Source organism: Actinomadura scrupuli, from assembly GCF_050971785.1.
Lineage (GTDB): Bacteria > Actinomycetota > Actinomycetes > Streptosporangiales > Streptosporangiaceae > Actinomadura_E > Actinomadura_E scrupuli.
Window position 1 is genome coordinate 1,417,430 of record NZ_JBPCCU010000002.1, and the last position, 23,032, is coordinate 1,440,461.

The 23,032-nt window shown below is 71.4% G+C and carries 17 protein-coding genes; 15 read left to right on the top strand and 2 right to left on the bottom strand.

The annotated features are described in order from the left end of the window. Positions 1-85: 85 nt before the first annotated feature. Both mnmA and ACRYCC_RS14225 read left to right on the top strand, forming a co-directional pair. On the top strand, positions 86-1,165 hold the full coding sequence (gene mnmA / locus ACRYCC_RS14220; protein WP_433812061.1) for a tRNA 2-thiouridine(34) synthase MnmA: 1,080 nt from the start codon (positions 86-88) through the stop codon (positions 1,163-1,165). Positions 1,166-1,234: 69 nt separating this feature from the next. Then, positions 1,235-2,068, top strand: coding sequence for an LLM class F420-dependent oxidoreductase (locus tag ACRYCC_RS14225; protein ID WP_433812063.1), 834 nt, complete (start codon positions 1,235-1,237; stop codon positions 2,066-2,068). A 48-nt stretch (positions 2,069-2,116) separates the two neighbouring features. Here the strand turns inward: ACRYCC_RS14225 and ACRYCC_RS14230 are convergent, their stop codons facing one another. Then, complete coding sequence (locus ACRYCC_RS14230) at positions 2,117-2,665, bottom strand: hypothetical protein (RefSeq protein ID WP_433812065.1); 549 nt, start codon at positions 2,663-2,665, stop codon at positions 2,117-2,119. A 37-nt stretch (positions 2,666-2,702) separates the two neighbouring features. Between ACRYCC_RS14230 and ACRYCC_RS14235 the strand changes: the two genes are divergently transcribed. From ACRYCC_RS14235 to ilvC, 11 genes are all read left to right on the top strand, one after another. Continuing rightward, entirely contained in the window at positions 2,703-3,710 is a 1,008-nt protein-coding gene (locus ACRYCC_RS14235) for a methionine synthase (RefSeq protein WP_433812192.1), read from the top strand. A 148-nt stretch (positions 3,711-3,858) separates the two neighbouring features. Continuing rightward, a complete protein-coding gene (gene ligA / locus ACRYCC_RS14240) occupies positions 3,859-6,072 on the top strand; it encodes an NAD-dependent DNA ligase LigA (protein WP_433812067.1) in 2,214 nt (737 codons plus the stop codon). A 197-nt stretch (positions 6,073-6,269) separates the two neighbouring features. Next, positions 6,270-8,465: a putative bifunctional diguanylate cyclase/phosphodiesterase gene (locus tag ACRYCC_RS14245; protein ID WP_433812194.1), complete on the top strand. Its 2,196-nt coding sequence runs from the start codon at positions 6,270-6,272 to the stop codon at positions 8,463-8,465. Positions 8,466-8,576: 111 nt separating this feature from the next. Next, positions 8,577-8,873 carry an Asp-tRNA(Asn)/Glu-tRNA(Gln) amidotransferase subunit GatC gene (gene gatC, locus ACRYCC_RS14250; RefSeq protein WP_433812069.1) on the top strand — a complete coding sequence of 99 codons (297 nt, stop codon included), beginning with the start codon at positions 8,577-8,579 and terminating at the stop codon, positions 8,871-8,873. Between the two features lie 139 nt (positions 8,874-9,012). Beyond that, a complete protein-coding gene (gatA, locus tag ACRYCC_RS14255) occupies positions 9,013-10,488 on the top strand; it encodes an Asp-tRNA(Asn)/Glu-tRNA(Gln) amidotransferase subunit GatA (protein ID WP_433812196.1) in 1,476 nt (491 codons plus the stop codon). A 5-nt stretch (positions 10,489-10,493) separates the two neighbouring features. Further along, a complete protein-coding gene (gene gatB / locus ACRYCC_RS14260) occupies positions 10,494-11,990 on the top strand; it encodes an Asp-tRNA(Asn)/Glu-tRNA(Gln) amidotransferase subunit GatB (RefSeq protein ID WP_433812198.1) in 1,497 nt (498 codons plus the stop codon). A gap of 287 nt (positions 11,991-12,277) precedes the next feature. Beyond that, complete coding sequence (locus tag ACRYCC_RS14265; protein WP_433812071.1) at positions 12,278-13,057, top strand: DUF4253 domain-containing protein; 780 nt, start codon at positions 12,278-12,280, stop codon at positions 13,055-13,057. Positions 13,058-13,394: 337 nt separating this feature from the next. Continuing rightward, a complete protein-coding gene (locus tag ACRYCC_RS14270) occupies positions 13,395-16,127 on the top strand; it encodes a putative bifunctional diguanylate cyclase/phosphodiesterase (RefSeq protein ID WP_433812073.1) in 2,733 nt (910 codons plus the stop codon). A 130-nt stretch (positions 16,128-16,257) separates the two neighbouring features. Beyond that, positions 16,258-18,162: an acetolactate synthase large subunit gene (locus ACRYCC_RS14275; RefSeq protein ID WP_433812074.1), complete on the top strand. Its 1,905-nt coding sequence runs from the start codon at positions 16,258-16,260 to the stop codon at positions 18,160-18,162. Between the two features lie 2 nt (positions 18,163-18,164). Continuing rightward, positions 18,165-18,689 carry an acetolactate synthase small subunit gene (gene ilvN / locus ACRYCC_RS14280; protein WP_433812076.1) on the top strand — a complete coding sequence of 175 codons (525 nt, stop codon included), beginning with the start codon at positions 18,165-18,167 and terminating at the stop codon, positions 18,687-18,689. Between the two features lie 95 nt (positions 18,690-18,784). Continuing rightward, on the top strand, positions 18,785-19,768 hold the full coding sequence (gene ilvC / locus ACRYCC_RS14285) for a ketol-acid reductoisomerase (protein WP_433812200.1): 984 nt from the start codon (positions 18,785-18,787) through the stop codon (positions 19,766-19,768). Positions 19,769-19,843: 75 nt separating this feature from the next. On the opposite strand, the gene ACRYCC_RS14290 is transcribed toward ilvC, so the two are convergent. Then, a complete protein-coding gene (locus ACRYCC_RS14290; RefSeq protein WP_433812078.1) occupies positions 19,844-20,599 on the bottom strand; it encodes a hypothetical protein in 756 nt (251 codons plus the stop codon). A 187-nt stretch (positions 20,600-20,786) separates the two neighbouring features. On the opposite strand from ACRYCC_RS14290, the gene ACRYCC_RS14295 reads away from it, so the two are divergent. Beyond that, entirely contained in the window at positions 20,787-21,299 is a 513-nt protein-coding gene (locus tag ACRYCC_RS14295; protein ID WP_433812080.1) for a PadR family transcriptional regulator, read from the top strand. Positions 21,300-21,438: 139 nt separating this feature from the next. Next, complete coding sequence (gene serA / locus ACRYCC_RS14300) at positions 21,439-23,028, top strand: phosphoglycerate dehydrogenase (protein WP_433812082.1); 1,590 nt, start codon at positions 21,439-21,441, stop codon at positions 23,026-23,028. Positions 23,029-23,032: the final 4 nt, after the last annotated feature.

Genomic DNA, 23,032 nt, shown 5'->3' on the forward strand with positions numbered 1-23,032 from the left:
TTCCGTTCCGGGACGCGGTGATGTCGGCGCGACCGGGGCCCTCATTTCGATTTCGACTCGCGCGGCCGCGTAGCCTTGGGGGGTTATGACTCTGCGCGTACTCGCCGCCATGTCGGGCGGTGTCGACTCCGCCGTGGCCGCTGCCCGGGCCGTCGAGGCCGGTCACGATGTCACCGGCGTCCACATGGCCCTGTCCAGCAACCCCCAGTCGTATCGCTCGGGCGCCCGCGGCTGCTGCACGCTCGAGGACTCGCGGGACGCCCGCCGGGCGGCGGACGTGATCGGGATCCCCTTCTACGTCTGGGATCTGGCCGAGCGGTTCGACCGGGACGTCGTCCAGGACTTCGTCCAGGAGTACGCCGCCGGGCGGACGCCGAACCCCTGTCTGCGCTGCAACGAGAAGATCAAGTTCCAGGCGCTGCTGGACAAGGCCCTGGCGCTGGGATTCGACGCCGTCTGCACCGGCCACTACGCCCGGCTCGAGGACGGCGTGCTGCGCCGGGGCGCCGACGCCGGCAAGGACCAGTCGTACGTCCTCGCGGTGTGCACCCGGGAGCAGCTCGCGCACGCGATGTTCCCGCTCGGCGACACCGCCAAGGCCGAGATCCGCCGCGAGGCGGAGCGGCGTGGCCTCCAGGTGGCCGACAAGCCCGACAGCCATGACGTGTGCTTCATCTCCGACGGGGACACCCGGGGCTTTCTCGCCCAGCGCCTCGGCACCGCCCCCGGGAAGATCGTCGACAGTGACGGCGAGGTCGTCGGCGAGCACGACGGCGCCTACGCCTACACCGTCGGCCAGCGCAAGGGCCTGCGGATCGGGCACCCGGCGGCCGACGGCAGGCCCCGCTACGTGCTGGACATCTCGCCGGTGAGCAACACGGTCACCGTCGGCCCCCGGGAGGCGCTCGACGTGGCGCAGATCGTGGCCGAGCGCCCCGTCTGGCTCACCGCCACCCCGCCGCCGGGCCCCTTCGGCTGCCAGGTGCAGCTGCGGGCTCACGGGGAGGTGCACGACTGCACCGCCGAGCCGGACGGCGACCGGCTGCGGATCCGGCTGCACCGGCCCGCCCAGGGCGTGGCCAGAGGACAGGCGGCCGTCCTCTACGACGGGGACGTCGTGCTGGGCTCGGCGACCATCGCCGTGGCCGACCGGGTGCCCGCCTGATCACCCCACCCCGGTGCTCCGGCACGGCGCCCTGGAATACTCGAGGGGCCGACGAGGGGGAGGTTTCTCATGAGATACGGCGTCGCCACGTTCGTGACCGACGAGGGCATCGCCCCGGCCCCGCTGGGCCGGGCGCTGGAGGAACGCGGCCTGCAGTCGCTCTACCTGGCCGAGCACACGCACATCCCCGTGAGCAGGGAGACCCCCTACCCGGCCGGTGGTGAGCTGCCGCGGATCTACTACCGCACGCTCGACCCCCTCGTCACGCTCTCCGTCGTCGCCGCGGTGACCGAGCGGCTGACGCTCGGCACCGGCATCGCCCTGGTGATCCAGCGCGACCCGATCGTGCTCGCCAAGGAGGTCGCCAGCCTCGACCTGGTATCCGGCGGCCGCGCCGTGCTGGGCGTGGGGGCCGGCTGGAACCGCGAGGAGATGCGCGACCACGGCACCGACCCCAGGACCCGGACCAGGCTGCTGCGTGAGCGGGTCCTGGCGATGAAGGAGATCTGGACCAAGGACGAGGCCGAGTTCCACGGGGAGTTCGTCGACTTCGGCCCGATGTACTCCTGGCCCAAGCCGGTCCAGCGGCCGCACCCGCCGATCCTGATCGGCGGCGCGGCCCCGGTCGCGCTGGACCGCGTCCTGGACTACGGCGACGGCTGGATGCCGGTCTACCAGCGTGACGTGGCGGAGCTGGGCGCCCAGATCGCGGAGCTGCGGCGGCGGGGCGCGGAGCGGGGCCGGGAGCACATTCCGGTGACGATCTACATGGCGCCGCCCAGGCCCGACGTGGTGACCCGGCTGGCCGAGATCGGGGTGGACGAGATCCTCTTCGGTCTCCCGACCGAGCCGGAGGCCGCGGCCCTGAAGAGGCTGGACGAGATGGCGGCGCTGATCGGCTGACGGCCCGACCGGGCCTGACGGGCCGGACCCGCCGCGGCCACGGGCCGCCTAGCGTGGGAGCGCGTCGAGGGCGGCCCTGGCCACCTCCAGCAGGTGGTCGGGCAGCTTGTCCTGCGGGACGGCCTCCTTTCCCGTCTCCAGCGCGACGGTGAGGATCAGGTCCTTGCGGAGCGCCGCCAGCTGGGGTGACGGCGCGGCGCCGGCCGCGAAGACCGCCAGGTCACCGACCCCGATCATCCGCACCCTGCCGGGCTGCGGCTGCTCGAGGGCGGCCCAGCGGTCCAGGCCGGTCTTGGCCTCGTAGCGCGCCGTGTAGGCCACGATCAGGGTGGCCGGGGTCACGTGCCGGCGCACCACGGCGTCGCCGGTGAAGCGGACGGCGTGGTAGTCCGCGCCATCGCCCGGCTCGCAGCCCTTCACCTTCCCCAGCAGGGCGGCGGCGACGATCTTGCGGTCCAGCGCCGCGCACAGGTCAGGCCTGGGCACGGTGACCGGGCGGGGCGACGCCGCGGTGCGCCCGGCCGAGCAGGCGGGCAGCGCCACGGTGAGGGCCAGCGACCCGAGCACCAGGCATGACCTGCGGAAGCGGGGGATCATAGCGCTACACCCTAGAGTGCGAAGGGTGTCAGATCCCATGAGTCCCGAGAGCTTTCCCTGGCCCGTCGCCACCGCCACCGGCGTCGGTTCCCACCCCGGCACGGATTCCGCGGAGACTCTGCGGGTCGTGCTCGGCGAGGTGCCCGAGCTGCCCTACCTGCCGGAGTTGCCGGCCCGGGGGCCCGGAGCCGACCTGGCCGGGCGGGCGGCATGCCTGCTCGTCGACCTGGCCGTCGACCTCCAGCCGTCCGGCTGGCGGTTCGCCGACCGTCCCGGCCGGGACATGCGGCGGGGGTACGACCACCTCGCCCGCGATCTCGATGTCCTGGAGGAGCTGGCGGGCGGCCACCAGGGTCCCCTCAAGATCCAGATCTGCGGGCCGTGGACCCTGGCCTCCTCCATCGAGCTGCGCAACGGCAACCGTACGCTCGCCGATCCCGGCGCCGTACGCGACTTGATCGACTCCCTGGCGGAGGGGGTGCGCGACCATGTCGCGGACGTACGGCGGCGGGTGCCCGGCGCCCGGATCCTGCTGCAGGTGGACGAGCCGGCGCTGCCCGGAGTCCTGGCGGGCGACATCCCGACGGCCAGCGGCTTCAGCCGGTTGCGCGCGGTGGCGGCGCAGGACGCGGAGGAGGGCCTGCGCCGGGTGCTGACCGCCGCCGACGCCCACCCGCTGGTGCACTGCTGTGCGGGGGCCGTGCCGTACGGCCTGATCCGGTCCGCCGGGGCCAGGGCGATCTCGGTGGACGTCGCCCTGATCCCGACCCGGAACGACGATGTCATCGGCGAGGCCATCGAGGACGGGATCGGGCTGCTGCTGGGCGTCGTACCGGGTACCGACACCGGGCAGGCCCCGCTGGCCGAGACCGTGCGCCCGGTTCGCGAGATGTGGAACCGGCTGGGCTTCCGGCCGGAGCGGCTGCCCGAGCAGGTGGTCCTCACCCCGGCGTGCGGTCTCGCCGGCGCCTCCCCCGGCTATGCCCGGGCCGCGCTGGCGCGTTGCCGCGAGGCCGCCCGCATGCTTTATGAGGCCGCCGAGTGAGGCCGGCGTGAGGCCCCGTGTGAGGCTTGCGTGAGGCCCGGAGTGACGGTGCGGGCGACGGTGGTACTGACGGGCGCGGCGCCCCCGCAAAGTGTCGGTGGCCCGCGCGAGAATAGGTGAAACAGCAGGTCGCAAGGGAGGAACGTACGTGAGCGAGAGCGCGCCGACGGCTGCCAGAGAGCGCCACGCCGAGCTGAGCCGGGACATCGACGAGGCCAACTACCGCTACTACGTGCTCGACACCCCGACGCTCAGTGACGCCGACTACGACCGGCTGATGCGGGAGCTGCAGGAGCTGGAGGAGCGGTACCCCGAGCTCGTCACCCCCGACTCCCCGACCCAGAAGGTCGGCGCGCCGATCACCACTGACTTCGCGACGGTCGCCCACCTCGAGCGCATGCAGAGCCTCGACAACGCGATGGACGAGGACGAGCTGCTCGCCTGGGGCGACCGGGTGGAGAAGGAGGCCGGCTCCGTCGCCGGCTATCTCTGCGAGCTCAAGATCGACGGCCTGGCGATCGCCCTGCTGTACGAGAAGGGCCGGCTGGTGCGCGGGGTCACCCGCGGGGACGGCCGGGCCGGTGAGGACGTCACCAACAACATCCGCACCATCGCCGCCGTCCCGACCCGGCTGGAGGGCGACGGCGTCCCCGACCTGCTGGAGGTCCGGGGCGAGGTGTATCTGCCGGTCGAGGCGTTCGAGCAGCTCAACGCGGGGCTGGTCGAAGGCGGCCGGGAGCCGTTCGCCAACCCGCGCAACGCCGCCGCCGGCTCGCTGCGGCAGAAGGACCCCAGGATCACCGCGCAGCGCCCGCTGAGCATGCTCGTGCACGGGTTCGGCACCTGGAAGGGCGGGGCGCCGCCCAGGAGCCAGGCGGGGGTGTACGAGCTGATGCGCGGCTGGGGGCTGCCGGTCAGTGATCGCTACCAGGTGGTGGACGATCTGGCGGCGGTGCGGAAGTACATCGCCTTCTACGGCGAGCACCGGCACAGCGAGCTTCCCGCCGACCCGGTGCCGGGCTCCACCCCCCGGCCGCTGGTGTACGAGATCGACGGCGTGGTCGTCAAGGTCGACGACCTCGCCGTGCAGCGCAGGCTCGGCTCCACCAGCCGGGCGCCACGCTGGGCGATCGCCTTCAAGTACCCGCCGGAGGAGGTCAACACCAAGCTGCTCGACATCAAGGTCGGCGTGGGGCGCACCGGCCGGGTGACGCCGTACGGCGTGATGGCGCCGGTCAGGGTGGCCGGGTCGACGGTGGAGCGGGCCACCCTGCACAACGCCGGTGAGGTCAGGCGCAAGGGCGTGCTCATCGGCGACACGGTCGTGCTGCGCAAGGCCGGCGACGTCATCCCGGAGATCGTGGCCCCGGTCACCGCGCTGCGGGACGGCACCGAGCGCGAGTTCGTGATGCCCACCCACTGCCCCGAGTGCGGCACCGAGCTGGCCTACCAGAAGGAGGGCGACGCCGACATCCGCTGTCCCAACGCCCGCTCCTGCCCGGCGCAGCTCCGGGAGCGGATCGCGTTCGTCGCGGGCCGCAGCGCGCTCGACATCGAGGTGCTGGGCTACGTCGCGGCGACGGCGCTGACGCAGCCGCTGGAGCCCGCCGACCCGCCGGTGAAGAACGAGGGCGACCTGTTCCATCTCACGGTCGAGCAGCTACTGCCGATCAAGAGCGTGGTGCGCGACCCGGACACCGGCCTGCCCAAGATCGATCCCAAGACGGGTGAGCAGAAGGTCGTCACGTTCTTCGCCAACAAGGTCGGCGAGGCCAAGAAGACCGTCGACAAACTGTTCGAGGAGCTGGAGAAGGCCAAGCAGCAGCCGCTGTGGCGGGTGCTGGTGGCCTTGTCGATCCGGCACGTCGGGCCCAGCGCCGCGCAGGATCTGGCCCGGGAGCTGCGGTCCATGGACGCCATCGCCAACGCCGGTGTCGAGGAGCTGGCCGCGGTCGACGGGGTCGGGCCGACGATCGCCGCCTCGGTGCGGGACTGGTTCACCGTCGACTGGCACCGCGAGATCATCGACAAGTGGCGGGCCGCCGGTGTCCGGATGGCCGACGAGGGCGTGGACGGCCCGCGGCCGCTCGAAGGGGTCAGCGTCGTCATCACCGGCTCGCTGGAGACCTACAGCCGCGACTCCGCCACCGAGGCCGTCCAGAACCTCGGCGGCAAGGTCAGCGGCTCGGTCTCCAAGAAGACGGGCTTCGTGGTCGTCGGCGAGAACCCCGGCTCGAAATATGACAAGGCAGTCAAGCTCGGAGTCCCCGTCCTGGACGAGGAAGGGCTGCGCGTTCTGCTCGCCGACGGACCGGATGCGGCCAGGAGTGCGACCGTCGGCGTGGCCGAGCAAGCCGAGTGATCATCGGCGGGTTGACCAGGAGAATGTTACTATACGGTATCATGTGACTACCGACGGGAGTGCATGCCGATTTGCTTGAAAAGTAACAGAACGTGCGCAATCGGTTTCGCGAAGTTGTGCGAAGGTCGTACTCTCCCTTCAGCACCTCGAACCTGGAAATCCCGGTGCGATGGCCTCCGGATCCTACGAGGATGGTGATGAAGGACCCGAACAACACCCGGGACACCGTGCCGCGCCGGGGATCCCCACTGTGGATCTACATCCTGTGCGTCACGGTCGTCGGCATGGTCGTGGTCGCCGTGACGGCCGCCGGGGTGTCGGCGGAGGACGTGCAGACCACCGTCCACAGCCCGCTGTTCTGGTTGCTGGGCTGCCTCATCGTGGTCGGCGAGCTCCGGCCGATCATCACCCCCGGGCTGAACGAGAACAACGGCGCGACCGCCTCCACCACCTTCGCGTTCGCCGCGCTGCTCTACGGCGGGCTGCCGGTCGCCGCCGCCCTCCAGCTCGTGGCCGTGCTGGTCTGCGGCGTGCTCCGGCGCCGGGCCCCGCACCGCAACCTCTTCAACGCCGCGCAGTTCATGGTGAGCATGGGGGCGGCTTCGCTGGTCCTCACCGCCTTCGGCAAGGCCGGCTCCGCGGCCCATCCGTGGATCCCGCACGGCGCCGATCTGCCCGTCATCGCGCTCGCCGGTGCGACGTACTTCCTCATGAACGACACCATGGTCGCCGGAGCCATCGCGCTGCACGAGCGCATCTCGCTCGGCAAGGCGCTGCGCCTGGACTTCGCCTACCAGCTGCTGGTGCATCTCGCCCTGCTCGGGCTCTCGCCGCTGGTGGTCGTGGCGATGGCGCGCTCGGCGGCGTTCCTGCCGCTGATCGTGCTGCCCTTCGTCGCGGTCTATCTCAACGCCTCGGGATCGGTGCGGCGGGAGCACCAGGCGCTGCACGACGCGCTCACCGGGCTGCCCAACCGCAAGCTGCTGATCGTCCGCACCGAGGAGGCGCTGGCGGAGGCCCGGCGCACCTGGGGCGTGCAGGGCCGGGGCCACGCCGGCCGGGGACACGCCGTCCGCGGCCGCCCGGCCAGTGAGCCCACGGACCGGCGGGTCGGATTGTTCCTGCTCGATCTGGACCGTTTCAAGGAGGTCAACGACACGCTGGGCCACCCGACCGGCGACCGGCTGCTGCAGCTGGTGGCGCACCGGCTCACGCACAGCGTGCGCCCGGGCGACCTGGTCGCCCGGCTCGGCGGCGACGAGTTCGCGGTCCTGCTGCCGTCGGTACGCGACGAGCAGGCGGCCCGCGAGGTCGCGGCCCGGCTGCGCGCCGCGCTGAGCGAGCCGGTGCGGCTGGACGGCATGACCTTCGATCTCGAGGCCAGCGTCGGCATCGCGCTGCACCCCGACCACGCCCCGGACTTCGAGCTGCTGCTCCAGCGGGCCGACGTGGCGATGTACGTCGCCAAGGAGAGCCGCTCCGGGGTCGAGATCTACTCCCCGATCAAGGACCGCAACTCGCCCGCGCGGCTCGGCATGCTCGGGGATCTGCGCCGGGCGATCGACCGGGAGGAGCTGGAGCTGTACTTCCAGCCCAAGATCGGGCTGACCGACGGCCAGCTGGTGGGGATGGAGGCGCTGCTGCGCTGGCGGCACCCCAAGCGCGGGCTGGTGGGCCCGCAGGAGTTCCTGCCGATCGCCGAGCAGACCTACCTCATGCGCGCCATCACCCACTACGTGGTCGACATGGCCCTCGCCCAGGCCTCCGCCTGGTGGCAGGCGGGGCTGCGCGTGCAGGTCGCGATCAACGCCTCCGGCCGGGACCTGCTGGACGCCGGTCTCGCCGAGACGATCACGGCGGGCCTGGCCCGGCACCGGCTTCCCACCGAGGCGCTCCAGCTGGAGATCACCGAGCGGATCCTGGTCAACGAGCCCGCCTACGCGGGGGAGACCGTGCAGGCGCTGGCCCAGCTCGGCATCCCGCTCAGCCTGGACGACTTCGGCACCGGGTACTCCTCCCTGGTCAGGCTCAAGCGGCTGCCGGTCGAGGAGATCAAGATCGACGCCTCCTTCGTCCAGCGGCTCGCCGCGGGCCCGGCGGTGCGCGGCCACGGCGGGGAGAACAGGGACTCCGACGATGTCGTGATCGTACGGTCGATCATCGATCTGGTCCGGACCCTCGGGCTGCGCTCGGTGGCCGAGGGCGTGGAGGACGCCCGGACCGCGCAGTTCCTGCGCGACATGGGCTGCGACGCCGCACAGGGCTGGCATTTCGGCCGGCCCATGGACGCCGGGACCGCGACGTCCTGGCTGCACGCCCGGTCCACCACGTCGCCGGTGTCGGTTCCGGAACCCGATCCGCCGCGCACCATCGACTCCAAGTTCATCGCCTGACCGGCCGCCGGGTCGATCATCACCGCGTAATCGAGTGGGTCGGCACTGTTCACACGGCCTAAGATGACGGTGAACCCACTCGATCTCTTGATCTCTGAAACGGTTTCTACTATGTCCATCACCCGTGACGAGGTCGCCCACCTCGCCCGGCTGTCCCGGCTGGCGCTCGGCGATGACGAGCTAGATCATCTCGCCGCCCAGCTCGACGTGATCATCGCCGCGGTCGCCCGTGTGCAGGAGGTGACGGCGGAGGACATCCCGCCGACCTCCCACGCGGTGCCGCTGACGAACGTCTTCCGTCCCGACCGGTCCCGGCCCGGCCTGACTCCGGCGCAGGCGCTGTCCGGCGCGCCGGCCGCCGAGGAACAGCGTTTCCGCGTGCCGAGGATCCTGGAGGAGGAAGCGTGAGCGAGCTGGAAGGTCACGAGGCCGGCCGGCCGCGGACGCCCGCGCGCCGGGCACGGGCGACGGGGCCCGCGGGCGCTCTGGACACGAGCGGGGGGCGGCTGTGAGCATCGTCAGGAAGACGGCCACCGAGCTGGCCGCCATGATCGGCTCGGGCGAGGTCTCCGCGGTCGAGGTGGCCCAGGCGCACCTGGACCGGATCACGGCGGTGGACGACCAGGTCCACGCGTTCCTGCACGTCGACGCGGACAACGTCCTGGAGCAGGCCCGGGCCGTGGACGCGCGCCGGGCCGCGGGTGAGGAGCTCGGCCCGCTGGCCGGAGTCCCGATCGCGCACAAGGACGTCTTCGTCACCCAGGACATGCCGACCACGGCCGGCTCCAAGATCCTTGAGGGCTGGCGGCCGCCCTACGACGCGACGGTCAGCGCGCGGCTGCGGGCCGCCGGGCTGGTGATCCTCGGCAAGACCAACATGGACGAGTTCGCGATGGGCTCCTCGACGGAGAACAGCGCGTACGGCCCCACGCACAACCCCTGGGACCTCACCCGGATCCCCGGTGGCTCCTCGGGCGGCTCCTCGGCGGCGGTCGCCGCCTACGAGGCGCCGCTGGGCACCGGCACCGACACCGGCGGCTCCATCCGGCAGCCCGCCGCGGTCACCGGCCTGGTCGGGGTGAAGCCGACCTATGGCGGAGCCTCCCGCTACGGGATGATCGCGTTCGCCTCGTCACTGGACACCCCCGGGCCGTTCGCCCGCAACGTCCTGGACGCGGCCCTGCTGCACGAGGCGTTCTCCGGGCACGACGTGCTGGACTCCACCTCGATCGACGCGCCGGTGCCGCCGGTGGTGGCGGCCGCCCGGCAGGCCGACGTGAACGGCCTGCGCATCGGTGTGGTCAAGGAGTTCGGAGGGGCCTCGGCGGACGGCTACCAGCCGGGGGTCCTGGCGCGCTTCAACGAGACGGTGGAGCTGCTGGAGTCGCTGGGCGCCAAGGTCGTCGAGGTCTCCTGCCCGTCGTTCACCTACGCGCTGCCCGCGTACTACCTGATCGCGCCGTCGGAGTGCTCCTCCAACCTGGCCCGGTTCGACGCCATGCGCTACGGCCTGCGGGTCGGCGACGACGGGACGCGCTCGGCGGAGGAGGTCATGGCGCTGACCCGCGCGGAGGGCTTCGGCGCGGAGGTCAAGCGCCGGATCATCCTGGGCACCTACGCGCTGTCCAGCGGCTACTACGACGCCTACTACGGCAGGGCCCAGCAGGTCCGCACGCTGATCACCCGTGACTTCGACGCCGCCTTCGAGCAGGTCGACGTGCTGATCTCACCGACCACGCCGACGACGGCCTTCCCGATCGGGGAGCGCGCCGACGACCCGATGGCGATGTACCTCGCCGACCTGTGCACGATCCCGTCCAACCTGGCCGGCAACGCCGCCATCTCGGTGCCGTGCGGGCTGGCCGACGAGGACGGGCTGCCGGTCGGCCTGCAGATCATGGCCCCAGTGCTCGCCGACGACCGGGTCTACCGGGTCGGCGCGGCCGTCGAGGCCGCACTGAACGACCGCTGGGGCGGCCCGCTGCTGGCCAAGGCCCCGGAGCTCGCGGAGGGCGCCAAGTGACCACCATGACGACGATGCCCTACGACGAGGCCCTCGCCAGGTTCGACCCGGTGCTCGGCCTGGAGACCCACATCGAGCTGGGCACGAACTCCAAGATGTTCTGTGGCTGCCCGACGGCGTTCGGCGCACCGCCCAACACCCAGGTGTGCCCGGTCTGCCTGGCACTGCCCGGCTCGCTGCCGGTGGCCAACCAGGCCGCCATCGAGAGCATCATCAAGATCGGGCTGGCACTGAACTGCTCGATCGTGGAGTGGTGCCGGTTCGCCCGGAAGAACTACTTCTATCCGGACATGCCGAAGAACTACCAGATCTCGCAGTACGACGAGCCGATCTGCGTCGACGGTCATCTCGACGTCGAGGTCGACGGGAAGACCTACCGCGTCGAGATCGAGCGGGTCCACATGGAGGAGGACACCGGCAAGTCGCTGCACGTCGGCGGCTCCACCGGCCGCATCCAGGGCGCCGACCACTCGCTGGTGGACTACAACCGCGCCGGCATCCCGCTCGTCGAGATCGTCACCAAGCCGGTCGAGGGCACGGGGGTCAAGGCTCCCGAGGTCGCCAAGGCCTACGGCACCGAGCTGCGCGAGCTGGTCCGCGCCCTCGGCGTCTCCGACGTCCGCATGGAGGAGGGCTCCATGCGCTTCGACGTCAACGTCTCGCTCATGCCGCGCGGCGCGGCCGAGTGGGGCACCCGCACCGAGACCAAGAACGTCAACTCGCTGCGCTCGGTCGAGCGGGCCGTACGGTCCGAGATCGAGCGGCAGGCGGCGGTGCTGGCCGACGGCGGCCGGATCCACCAGGAGACCCGGCACTTCCACGAGGACACCGGCACGACCACCAGCGGGCGCAGCAAGGAGGAGGCGCAGGACTACCGCTACTTCCCCGAGCCCGACCTGGTGCCGATGGCCCCGTCCCGGGAGTGGGTCGAGCAGATCCGGGCGGGCCTGCCGGAACTGCCCGCGGCCCGTCGCCGGCGGGTACAGCGGGAGTGGGGCCTCAGCGACAAGGAACTGCAGGACGTCGTCAACGCCGGCGCCCTGGACCTGATCGAGGAGACCATCGCGGCCGGCGCCGATCCCGGCTCCGCCCGCAAGTGGTGGATGAACGAGCTGTCCCGCCGGGCCACCGCGCAGGCCGTCGAGCTGGCGAGCCTGCCGATCACCGCCGCCCAGGTGGCCCGCGTGCAGGCGCTGGTCGACTCCGGGGAGCTCAACGACAAGCTGGCCCGCCAGGTGTTCGAGGGCGTACTGGCCGGTGAGGGCGGTCCCGACGAGGTCGTTGCCGCCCGCGGCCTGAAGGTGGTCAGCGACGACGGGGCCCTGATCGGGATCATCGACCAGGTGATCGCCGACAACGCCGACGTCGCGGACAAGGTCAGGTCCGGCAAGGTCGCGGCGGCGGGCGCCCTCGTCGGCGCGGTCATGAAGGCCAGCCGTGGCCAGGCCGACGCCGGCCGTGCCCGCGAGCTCATCCTGGAGCGCCTGGCCGCCTCCGGCTGACCCGCCGGAGATCGCCCCGCCCTCGGCCGACCCGCCGGAGACAGCCCCGCCTCCGGCTGACCCGCCGGAGACCGCCGCTCCGCCGTGCTCCAGCCCCGGGACAGAGGGACCTCGGCCGGCCCGCCACCCGAACCCCTCCGTGATCATGCAATCAATCGCCGGTTGATTGCATGATCACGGCGAGGGAACGGCGGGGAAACGGTGAGGAAGTGGCGTGTCCGCGACACGTCGGGGCATGGGCTGCCAGATCGCGGCGGACGAGGGGTGCGGGCGGATAGATTCCCGGCATGTCTCCCCTGGACTCCCTTCCGGACGGCCTGCCCCCGGGCCGTCTGATCGTTCCCGACCTGGACTTCGCCGACGACATGTGGGCGGACCGCCCGGTGATGTGGGTGTCGGACGGGCCCGTGCCGGACGCGGGGGAGCGGTGGGGGCGGCTGTTCGGCGAACATCGGGAGACCGGGCTCTACCCGCTGCTGCTGGAGACCCTGCCGGCCGACGGGGAGCGCCCCTGGCATGCCGGCGAGCTCTCTCCGCGGTCGATCGGAGCCGTCGACGCGCTCACCGCCGACGGCGTCCTCCGCCGGTTGTGGGCGGAGGTGACCGAGGACGACGCGGAGCTTCCGTACCGCTCCTGGCCGGGACCGGCGGCCCCGGGGGACGGCCCCGCGGACCCCGGCGAGACGGCGCGTGCGCACGCCGCGCGGCTGGGGGGCGTGTCGTCCGCGGACGGCGTGCTGCTCGGGCTGGTGCCGGCCGGGCGGGGCGCGGACACCCTGGCCGCCTGCGGCTGGGACGGGCCGTGCGACCACACCGGCCACCCCCAGGAGATCTCGGCGGTGCTGCGGTCGTGGGAGGACCGATTCGGGATAAGGGTCATAAAAGTGGGATTCGACACGCTGTATCTCTCCGTGGCCGCGCCGCCCACCACGATCGAGCAGGCCCGGCGGCTCACCGCCGAGCATCACGCCTTCTCCCCTGACGCCCTCTGGCAGGGTGGTGTCACCTTCGAGGAATACGCCGAAGGCCTGATCGGGAGCGCCGGCTGGTTCTTCCGGTGGGACTGACCGGGCGTCGTCGGAACCCCTAGATGCTGGGGCTTTTCCCGCTAATACGGGACGACACGCCCGGGCGCTGATTACGCGACGTGTTCGGTTGTCGCCGGGAGGACGCCCAGCCTCAATCGCTCCGTGACCTACGGAACGTACATTGAGCAGCAGAAAATAACCGGCGATCCGCACCCGCGGGTCGTCGCCCCGTCATTGAAGCGACATTGCCCACACAGCACCGGCCTGACCTGAGCGTCCGCGCCATCTGGAGCCTGCCCTGCCCGTGCGGGGAGCCAGGCGATCTTGGCATGCGTACCGGTCGGCGCGGGGCGGTCACCCCTGCGGGAGGCGCAGCATGAGCGGCCCGGGCGCGCGACGGCTGTCGCGCCGCGCGCTGCCGTTCGCCGCCGTCGCGCTGCTGACGCTCGTGTACGGTCTCGGCCGGCTGCTGCTGGGCGGCGGCGAGCTGTCGTCCTGGGCCCCGGTGGTCGCGGCCGGTCTCGCGGCGGGCTCCCTGTTCTACGCCGGGCACCGGCTGGCCGGCGCCGAGCGCATCAACCGGGCCATGTGGCGATGCTTCGCGATCGCCGCGACGTGCTGGTGCGCCGGTGCCACGATCAACGCCATATCCAAGATCGTTCTGAGTCGTGCGGTCGTCTCGCTCTCGGTGGGCGACCTGTTCTTCGTGGCCGCGATGGTCGCGCTGGCCACCGGTTTCGTGCTGCCCATCCGGCTCCCGCGCCCGGCCGGGACCTGGATCCGCTACGCCGCCGACACCTATGTCTGCGTGAGCGCCCTGTTCGTGCTCGGCTGGGTCGTACGGTTCGGGGCGCTCTACCACCTGTCCGGGGAGTCCACGGCGGAGTTCGTGATCGAACTGCTGTATCCGCTGGTCGACATCGTGCTGGTCTGCGCCGCGCTGCCCTTCGTGCTGGGCACCCGGCGGCGGCACCGGCGGTCGGCGGTGCCGGCCTACGTCGCCCTGCTCGCGATGGCGGTGGCCGACGTGGTGGCGACGGCCGTACGGCTGCGCAACGGCGCGGTGTCGAGCGACGTGGGGGACGTGGCCCGGTTCGTCGGGCTGATCCTGCTGGGCGCGGTGCCGTGGATCGCGCAGGGCGGCACCCGGGACGACGAGGACGCCGACGACCAGGACCCCCGGGGGAGCATGATCGGCCCCGGTATCGCCACCGCCGCCGCGGCCGGGGCGGCGGCGCTGTTCATCGCCGGCCACTCGCTGACCGACGGGCACGGCCTGGAGCCGGTGGTGTCGGTGGTCGCCGGATCGGCGACCCTCATCCTGCTGATCCGCCTGGCCGGGCTGCTGCGGGAGAACGACCGGCTGCAGCGGGCCGTGGACACCGGGGAGGAGCACTTCCGGGCGCTCGCCGAGAGCATCAACGACGTAGTGCTGATCTGTGACCTGGACGGCACGGTCCAGTACGTCAGCGCGGGGGCCCAGCGGACCTTCAGCTACCCGCCGGACGAGCTGTTGGGCAGGCCGCTGCAGGAGATCGTGCACCCGGAGGACCTTCCCAAGGTCGAGGAGATCTTCACCGAGTTCACCGCCGGGGAGCAGGAGGTCCTCCGGCTGGCCTGCCGGCTCCGGGCCGCCGACGGGACGTGGCTGCCGACCGAGTCGACGATCTCCCGCTACGCGCGCTCCACCGACGAGTCCCGCGGCACCCTGCTGGTCACCACCCGTGACCTGAGCGAGCAGGCGGCGCTGCAGCGCCAGGTCACCCACCTGACCTTCCACGACGGGCTGACCGGGCTGCCGAACCGCGCCTACTTCGAGGAGCGGGCCCGGGAGGTGCTGTCCCGGCAGGGCCAGGCCGCCGCCGGTCCCGCCGGGCCGGTCGCGGTGCTGTTCGCCGACATCGACGGCTTCACCGCCGTCAACGACTCCGCCGGTCACGCCGCCGGCGACCAGGTGCTGGCCCAGGCGGCGCGCCGGCTGCGCGCGGCGGTCCAGGCCGACGACACGGTGGCCCGGTGGGGCGGCGACGAGTTCGCCGTCCTGGTGCAGAGCGCGGCGGAGGGACAGGCGGTCGTCGACCTGGCCGAACGGCTGCTGCGGGCGCTGTCGGAGGAGCCCTACCGGGTCGGCAGCCGGGGCATCGCCCTCACCGCGAGCCTCGGCATCGCCTTCGCCGAGGACGAGGTCGGCTCGCCCGAGCTGATCCGCAACGGCGACCTGGCGATGGCCCGGGCCAAGGAGCTCGGCGGCGGGCGGGTGGAGGTCTTCGCCGCCCACATGCACGCCGACGTCGTACGCCGCCTGGAGCTCGGCGGCGACCTCCAGCGGGCGCTCGCCGAGCAGCAGTTCGCGGTGGAGTTCCAGCCGGTCGTGGAGCTGGCCACCTCCCGGGTCACCGGGGTGGAGGCGCTCGTGCGCTGGTGCCGCGCCGGGGTGTCGGTACCGCCGGAGGAGTTCATCGGGCCGGCCGAGGAGTCCGGGCTGATGATCCCGCTCGGCAACTGGGTGCTGCGCGAGGCCTGCCGGGAGGTCGCCCGCTGGCGGGAGGGCTCCTGGGACATCGGCCTGTCGGTCAACTTCACCGCCCGGCAGATCGCCGCCCCCCGGTTCGTCGAGTCGGTCGCCGCGGCGCTGGAGGAGACCGGGCTGCCGCCGCACGCCCTCACCCTGGAGGTGACCGAGGAGGTCCTCGTCGAGGACGCCGGGCACAACGTCGAGCGGCTGTCGGCGCTGCGGGACCTCGGCGTACGCCTGGCCATCGACGACTTCGGCACCGGCTACGCGTCGCTGGCCTACCTCGGCCAGCTCCCGGTGGACATCATCAAGATCGACCCGTCCTTCGTGGCGGGGCTGGGCCGCGACGAGACCCTCTCCCTGCTGACTCGCACGATCGTGCGGCTGGGGCACGATCTCGGCCTGACCGTGGTGGCCGAGGGCATCGAGCGTCCCGAGCAGCTGGAGCTGCTGCGCGAGATGGGCTGCCCCCGGGGGCAGGGATTCCTGGTGGCGCGGCCGATGGCACCGAGCCGGGTCGAGGCACTGGTGCGCACGAACCTGTCCGGTGGCGGCATCCCCCTCATCCAGGACTCGCCCGTTTCCGCAGGTTAAGGGCCAAATGGGCACATCGGCGACCGCCGGCGATCCCACACTGTGAGAATTCCGCAACACGGATTTGACCACGGGCGAGAAGTCGGCCATGGTGGACGCGTGCAGAAGAAGCCCGAGATCCTCGTAGTACTTGGTCGGCGCGCAAGCTGACAGGTACTCCTCTTGCGCGCGCCCCTCGATCGCCATCCGGCGAAGAGGGGTTTTTTGTTGGCCTGACCCTGATCTCCGGACGTCCCCACCGCAGAGGAACAAGCAGATGACCGAGCAGATGACCGGTGCACAGGCGCTCGTGCGAGCACTGGAGCACGTCGGCGTCGACACCGTGTTCGGGATACCCGGGGGCGCGATCCTCCCCGCGTACGACCCGCTCTTCGACTCCGAGCAGGTCCGTCACATCCTCGTACGGCACGAACAGGGCGCCGGGCACGCCGCTCAGGGGTACGCCCAGGCCACCGGCAAGGTCGGCGTGTGCATGGCGACGAGCGGTCCGGGCGCCACCAACCTGGTGACCCCGATCGCGGACGCCTACATGGACTCGGTGCCGATCGTGGCGATCACCGGTCAGGTGGCCAGCAGCGCCATCGGGACCGACGCCTTCCAGGAGGCGGACATCTCGGGGATCACACTCCCGATCACCAAGCACAACTTCCTGATCACCGACCCGAACGACATCGGCCGGACGATCGCCGAGGCCTTCCACATCGCGGCCACCGGCCGGCCCGGCCCCGTCCTGGTCGACATCTCCAAGGACGCGCTCCAGAAGACCTTCGACTTCGTGTGGCCGCAGGCGATGCAACTGCCCGGCTACCGCCCGGTGACCCGGCCGCACTCCAAGCAGGTGCGGGAGGCGGCCAAACTGATCGTCGAGGCCGAGCGCCCGGTGCTCTACGTCGGCGGCGGAGTGATCAAGGCGTCGGCCTCGGCCGAGCTGCGGGTGCTGGCCGAGCTGACCGGCGCCCCCGTCGTCAGCACCCTGATGGCCAAGGGCGCCTTCCCCGACAGCCACCACCAGCACATGGGCATGCCCGGCATGCACGGGACGGTCGGCGCGGTCGGCGCCCTGCAGAAGGCCGACCTGCTCGTCGTGCTCGGCGCCCGGTTCGACGACCGGGTCACGGGCCGGCTGGACACCTTCGCCCCGGACGCGCGGGTCGTGCACGCCGACATCGACCCGGCGGAGATCTCCAAGAACCGGCACGCGGACGTGCCGATCGTGGGGGACTGCCGGGAGGTGATCAGCGACCTGATCGTGGCGGTGCAGGGCGAGCACGCGGCCGGGCACACCGGCGACTACGCGGCCTGGTGGCGGCTGCTCGAGCACTGGCGGAAGACCTATCCGCTCGGCTACGACGTGCCGCCCGGCGGGGAGCTGTCGCCGCAGTACGTCATCGAGCGGATCGGCAAGCTCGCCGGACCCGACGCGTACTACGTCGCGGGCGTCGGCCAGCACCAGATGTGGGCGGCCCAGTTCATCGGCTACGAGCGTCCCGGCGCCTTCATCAACTCCGGCGGCGCCGGCACGATGGGCTTCGCGGTGCCCGCCGCGATGGGGGTCAAGGTCGGCAGTCCCGGCAGCACCGTCTGGGCGATCGACGGCGACGGCTGCTTCCAGATGACCAACCAGGAGCTCGCCACCTGCGCGATCGAGGGCATCCCGATCAAGGTCGCCGTGATCAACAACGGCAACCTGGGCATGGTCCGGCAGTGGCAGACGCTGTTCTACAACGAGCGCTACTCCAACACCAACCTGCACTCGCAGCACTCCGCCACGGCCACCCACCCGACCGGCAAGACGATGATCCCCGACTTCGTGAAACTGGCGGACGCGTACGGCTGCATCGGGCTGCGCTGCGACAAGGCCGAGGACGTCGACGCGACCATCGCCAAGGCCATGGAGATCAACGACGCCCCGGTCGTGATCGACTTCGTCGTCCACCAGGACGCGATGGTGTGGCCGATGGTCGCCGCCGGCACCGGCAACGACGAGATCAAGTACGCACGTGACCTGGCCCCCGACTGGGAGACTGGAGACTAAGCATGAGCCGCCACACTCTCTCGGTGCTGGTCGAGAACAAGCCCGGTGTGCTCGCCCGCATCGCCGGGCTGTTCTCCCGCCGTGGTTTCAACATCGACTCGCTCGCCGTCGGCCCGACCGAGCATCCGGAGATCTCCCGGATGACGATCGTGGTCAACGTCGAGGACCTGCCCCTCGAGCAGGTCACCAAGCAGCTCAACAAGCTGATCAACGTCCTGAAGATCGTCGAGCTCGATCCGACGTCGTCCGTACAGCGCGAGCTTCTGCTCGTCAAGGTGCGCGCGGACGCCGAGACCCGGTCACAGGTGCTGGAGACCGTCCAGCTGTTCCGGGCCAAGGTCGTCGATGTCGCTGCCGACGCCGTCACCATCGAGGCGACCGGGAGCAAGGACAAGCTGGAGGCACTCATCAGGGTGCTCGAGCCGTTCGGTATCAAGGAACTGGTGCAGTCGGGCATGGTGGCCATCGGCCGCGGTGCCCGTTCGATCACCGACCGCTCGCTGCGCGCGCTCGAGCGCAGCGCCTGACAGCCCGCAACCTCCATGATCATGTATTCGTTCGACGAACGATCGCGTGATCACGGGGGGAACCGAAACTAAGAGAGGCAGAGCAAGTGGCTGAGATGTTCTACGACGACGATGCCGACCTGAGCATCATCCAGGGCCGGCACGTGGCCGTGATCGGATACGGCAGCCAGGGGCACGCGCACGCGCTCTCGCTGCGTGACTCGGGCGTCGACGTCCGGGTGGGCCTGCTCGAGGGCTCCAAGAGCCGGGAGAAGGCGGAGGCCGACGGCCTGCGCGTGCTCACCCCGCGCGAGGCGGCCGAAGAGGCCGACCTGATCATGATCCTGGCGCCCGACCACGTCCAGCGCGGGCTCTACACCGAGCACATCAAGCCGGCCCTGGTCGAGGGCGACGCCCTCTTCTTCGGCCACGGCCTGAACATCCGCTTCGACCTCATCGAGGCGCCCGAGGGCGTCGACGTGGCCATGGTCGCGCCCAAGGGCCCGGGCCACCTGGTGCGCCGCCAGTTCACCGCGGGCCGGGGCGTCCCGGTGCTGGTGGCGGTGGAGAAGGACGCGACCGGCAACGCCTGGCCGCTGGTGCTGTCCTACGCCAAGGGCATCGGCGGCCTGCGCGCCGGCGGGATCAAGACCACCTTCACCGAGGAGACCGAGACCGACCTGTTCGGTGAGCAGGCGGTGCTCTGCGGCGGCGTCTCCGAGCTGATCAAGGCGGGCTTCGAGACCCTGATCGAGGCCGGCTACCAGCCCGAGGTCGCCTACTTCGAGTGCCTGCACGAGATGAAGCTGATCGTCGACCTCATGTACGAGGGCGGCATCCAGAAGATGTACTGGTCGGTGTCGGACACCGCCGAGTTCGGCGGCTACACCCGGGGCCCGCGCCTGGTCAACGCCGAGACCAAGGCCGAGATGAAGCGCATCCTCGCCGAGATCCAGTCCGGGCAGTTCGCCCGCGAGCTGGTCGAGGAGTTCGACAGCGGCCAGGTCAACCACCTGAAGTACCGCGAGGAGCTCGGCTCGCACCCGATCGAGCAGACCGGTGCCAAGCTCCGGCCCATGATGAGCTGGCTCAACGACTGAGCCTCCCGCCCTCCGTGATCATGCAATCGTTCGACGAACGATTGCATGATCACGGAGAGGCAGGGGCGGCGGGCGTCAGGAGCGGCGCAGGAGGCGGCGCAGCCGGCCCGGGGTGGGGCGGGTTCCAGGGACGTCGATGGTCAGGTCGCCCCGCTCGCCGAAGGCGACGATCACGCCGTCGCGTTCCCGGGGGCCGGTCTTGAGCCGTGCGTCCCGTACGGCCCCGAACGCGGCCTCCCTGGTCAGCCCGAAGGCCGCGACGGCCAGATGGACGTCCCAGCTCCCCGGGCCGAGCCCGGCCGGGTCGATGACGGCCTCGAAGCCGGAGCCGTGCGGGGAGGTGCCGACCCGCCGCTCGCCGGCCGTCGCACGCTCCCGGAGGATCACCTCGACGGCCACCTCGCGGGCCGCCACCTGGCCTATCGCGGCCTGCCCGTGCAGCCGTACGCGCCCGCCCGCCCAGCCCAGGGCGTCCAGCCGGTGCTCGACGCGGACCTCGTCGGTGATGTCGGCGTCGTGCCGGGGGACACCGCGCAGGTACGGGTACATGGCGTACACCCGCCCGCCCACCACGACGGCGCCCGCCCGGTGCCCCTCGGTCTCCTCGCGGATCAGCCGTTCCAGCTCCGCGTGCAGGCCGCGCTGGATGCAGAAGGCGCGCAGCCGGTGGGCGGCGGGCAGGGCGGCGCGCACCTCGTCGGCCAGCCGCTCGCCCAGCACGTGCCTGGTCCCGGTGACCAGGCGGCGCCGCTGGTCGTCGGCGAGTTCGAGGAAGCGGTGGTCGTACAAGCGCAGGACGTCCTGCAGGACGCTCACCTCTGGCTGCGTCATCGGGGTCTCCTGGGGCGGGATCGGGATGGAGCTGCGCTGTCCGGACCGGGTGGCAGGGATGGCCGGGAGTACGGAGCCACGTTAGGGCCAGGCGTCGTCACCGAGAGTGAACATCGGCCCCCGCGTGTCGTGGATCATGCATACGCGGTATTGCGCGACGGATACGCGGTATGCAGACTTCGTTGGCATGTCGATCCGTCACGGCCTGCTGGCCCTGCTCGCCCAGGGGCCGCGCTACGGCTACCAGCTGCGGGCCGAGTTCGAGTCCTCCACCGGCGCCACCTGGCCGCTCAACATCGGCCAGGTCTACTCGACGCTGAACCGGCTGGAGCGCGACGGGCTGGCCGTCCGGGTCGGCGCCGACGACGAGGGCCGCTTCATCTACCGGATCACCGCCGCCGGTGAGGGGGAGGCGCTGCGCTGGTTCGGCACGCCGGTCGCGCGCACGGACCGGCCCCGGGACGAGCTCGCGGTCAAGCTGGCGCTGGCGATCACCGCGCCCGGGGTGGACGCCCAGGAGGTGCTCCAGACCCAGCGGGGGGCGACGCTGCGCTCGCTGCGGGACCTGACCCGGCTCCGGTCGGACGCCCCGCCGGACGACCGGGCGTGGCGGCTGGTCCTGGAGTCGATGATCTTCCAGACGGAGGCGGAGGTCCGCTGGCTGGACCACTGCGAGCAGGTCATGCACGCCAAGGCTTGAACCTGGTCATTCCGGACGATGACCAGGATGACGTCAGGGCGCCGGACGCGCGGGGATAGACTTCTTGGTGGGCGAGGGCACGAGGAGGTGACTCGCGGCTCCAGCAGCACACATTCCCAGCAAAGAAGGAATTCTTCCGTTGAGTAAGCCTGTCGTCCTCGTCGCCGAAGAACTGTCCCCGGCCGGTATCGCGGTACTCGAATCCGACTTCGAGGTGCGCCACGTCGATGGGGCGGATCGGACCGCGCTCCTGCCCGCGGTCGCCGACGTGGACGCTCTGATCGTCCGCAGCGCCACCAAGGTCAACGCCGAGGTCTTCGGGCACGCCCGCAAGCTGCGGGTGGTGGCCCGCGCCGGCGTCGGCCTCGACAACGTCGACGTGGAGGCGGCCACCAAGGCCGGTGTCATGGTCGTGAACGCGCCGACCTCCAACATCGTCACGGCCGCCGAGCACGCCATCGCCCTCCTGCTGGCCACCGCCCGGAACGTGCCACAGGGCCACGCGGCGCTCAAGCAGGGCGAGTGGAAGCGCTCGAAGTACACCGGGGTCGAGCTCCAGGGCAAGGTCGCCGGGGTCCTCGGCCTGGGTCGCATCGGCGTCCTGGTCGCGCAGCGGCTGGCGGCCTTCGACATGGAGATCATCGCCTACGACCCGTACGTCCAGGCGGCCCGCGCCGCCCAGCTGGGCGTCCGGCTGGTCTCCCTGGAGGAGCTGCTCCGCGAGAGCGACTTCATCTCCGTGCACCTGCCGAAGACGCCCGAGACCCTCGGCCTCATCGGCGACAAGGAGCTGCACGAGGTCAAGCCCAGCGTGCGGATCGTCAACGCCGCCCGCGGCGGCATCGTGGACGAGGGCGCGCTCGACCTGGCGCTCAAGGACGGCCGGGTGGCGGGCGCGGGCATCGACGTGTTCAGCACCGAGCCGTGCACCGACAGCCCGCTGTTCCACCACGACAACATCGTGGTCACCCCGCACCTGGGCGCCAGCACCCACGAGGCACAGGAGAAGGCCGGCACGCAGGTCGCCAAGTCGGTCAAGCTGGCGCTGTCCGGCGAGTTCGTGCCCGACGCGGTCAACGTGCAGGGCGGCGCGGTCGCCGAGGACGTCAAGCCCGGGCTGCCGCTCGCCGAGAAGCTCGGCCGGATCTTCACCGCGCTCGCCGGCGGGGTGCCGGTCCGGCTGGACGTCGTCGTCCGCGGCGAGATCACCAGCCACGACGTCAAGGTGCTCGAGCTGGCCGCCCTCAAGGGCGTCTTCGCCGACGTCATCGAGGAGTCGGTGACCTTCGTCAACGCGCCGCTGCTGGCCCGCGACCGGGGCGTCGAGGTCACCCTGACCACCAGCGAGGACAGCCCCGACTGGCGCAACCTGGTCACCGTCAAGGGCACGATGGCCGACGGTTCCATCGTCTCGGTGTCCGGCACGCTCAGCGGGCCCCGGCACCACGAGCGCATCGTCGAGATCAACGGCTACGACATGGAGCTGGTGCCGGCCGAGCACATGGCCGTCTTCGGCTACGTCGACCGGCCGGGCGTCGTCGGCATCGTCGGCAAGCTGCTCGGCGACCTCAACATCAACATCGCGGGCATGCAGGTCGGCCGGAACACCAAGGGCGGCACCGCGCTGACCGCGCTGACCGTCGACTCCGCGATCACTCCCGAGGTGCTCGACGCCATCTCCGGCGCGATCGGCGCCGACATGGCCCGCCGCATCGACCTGGACGGCTGACCCC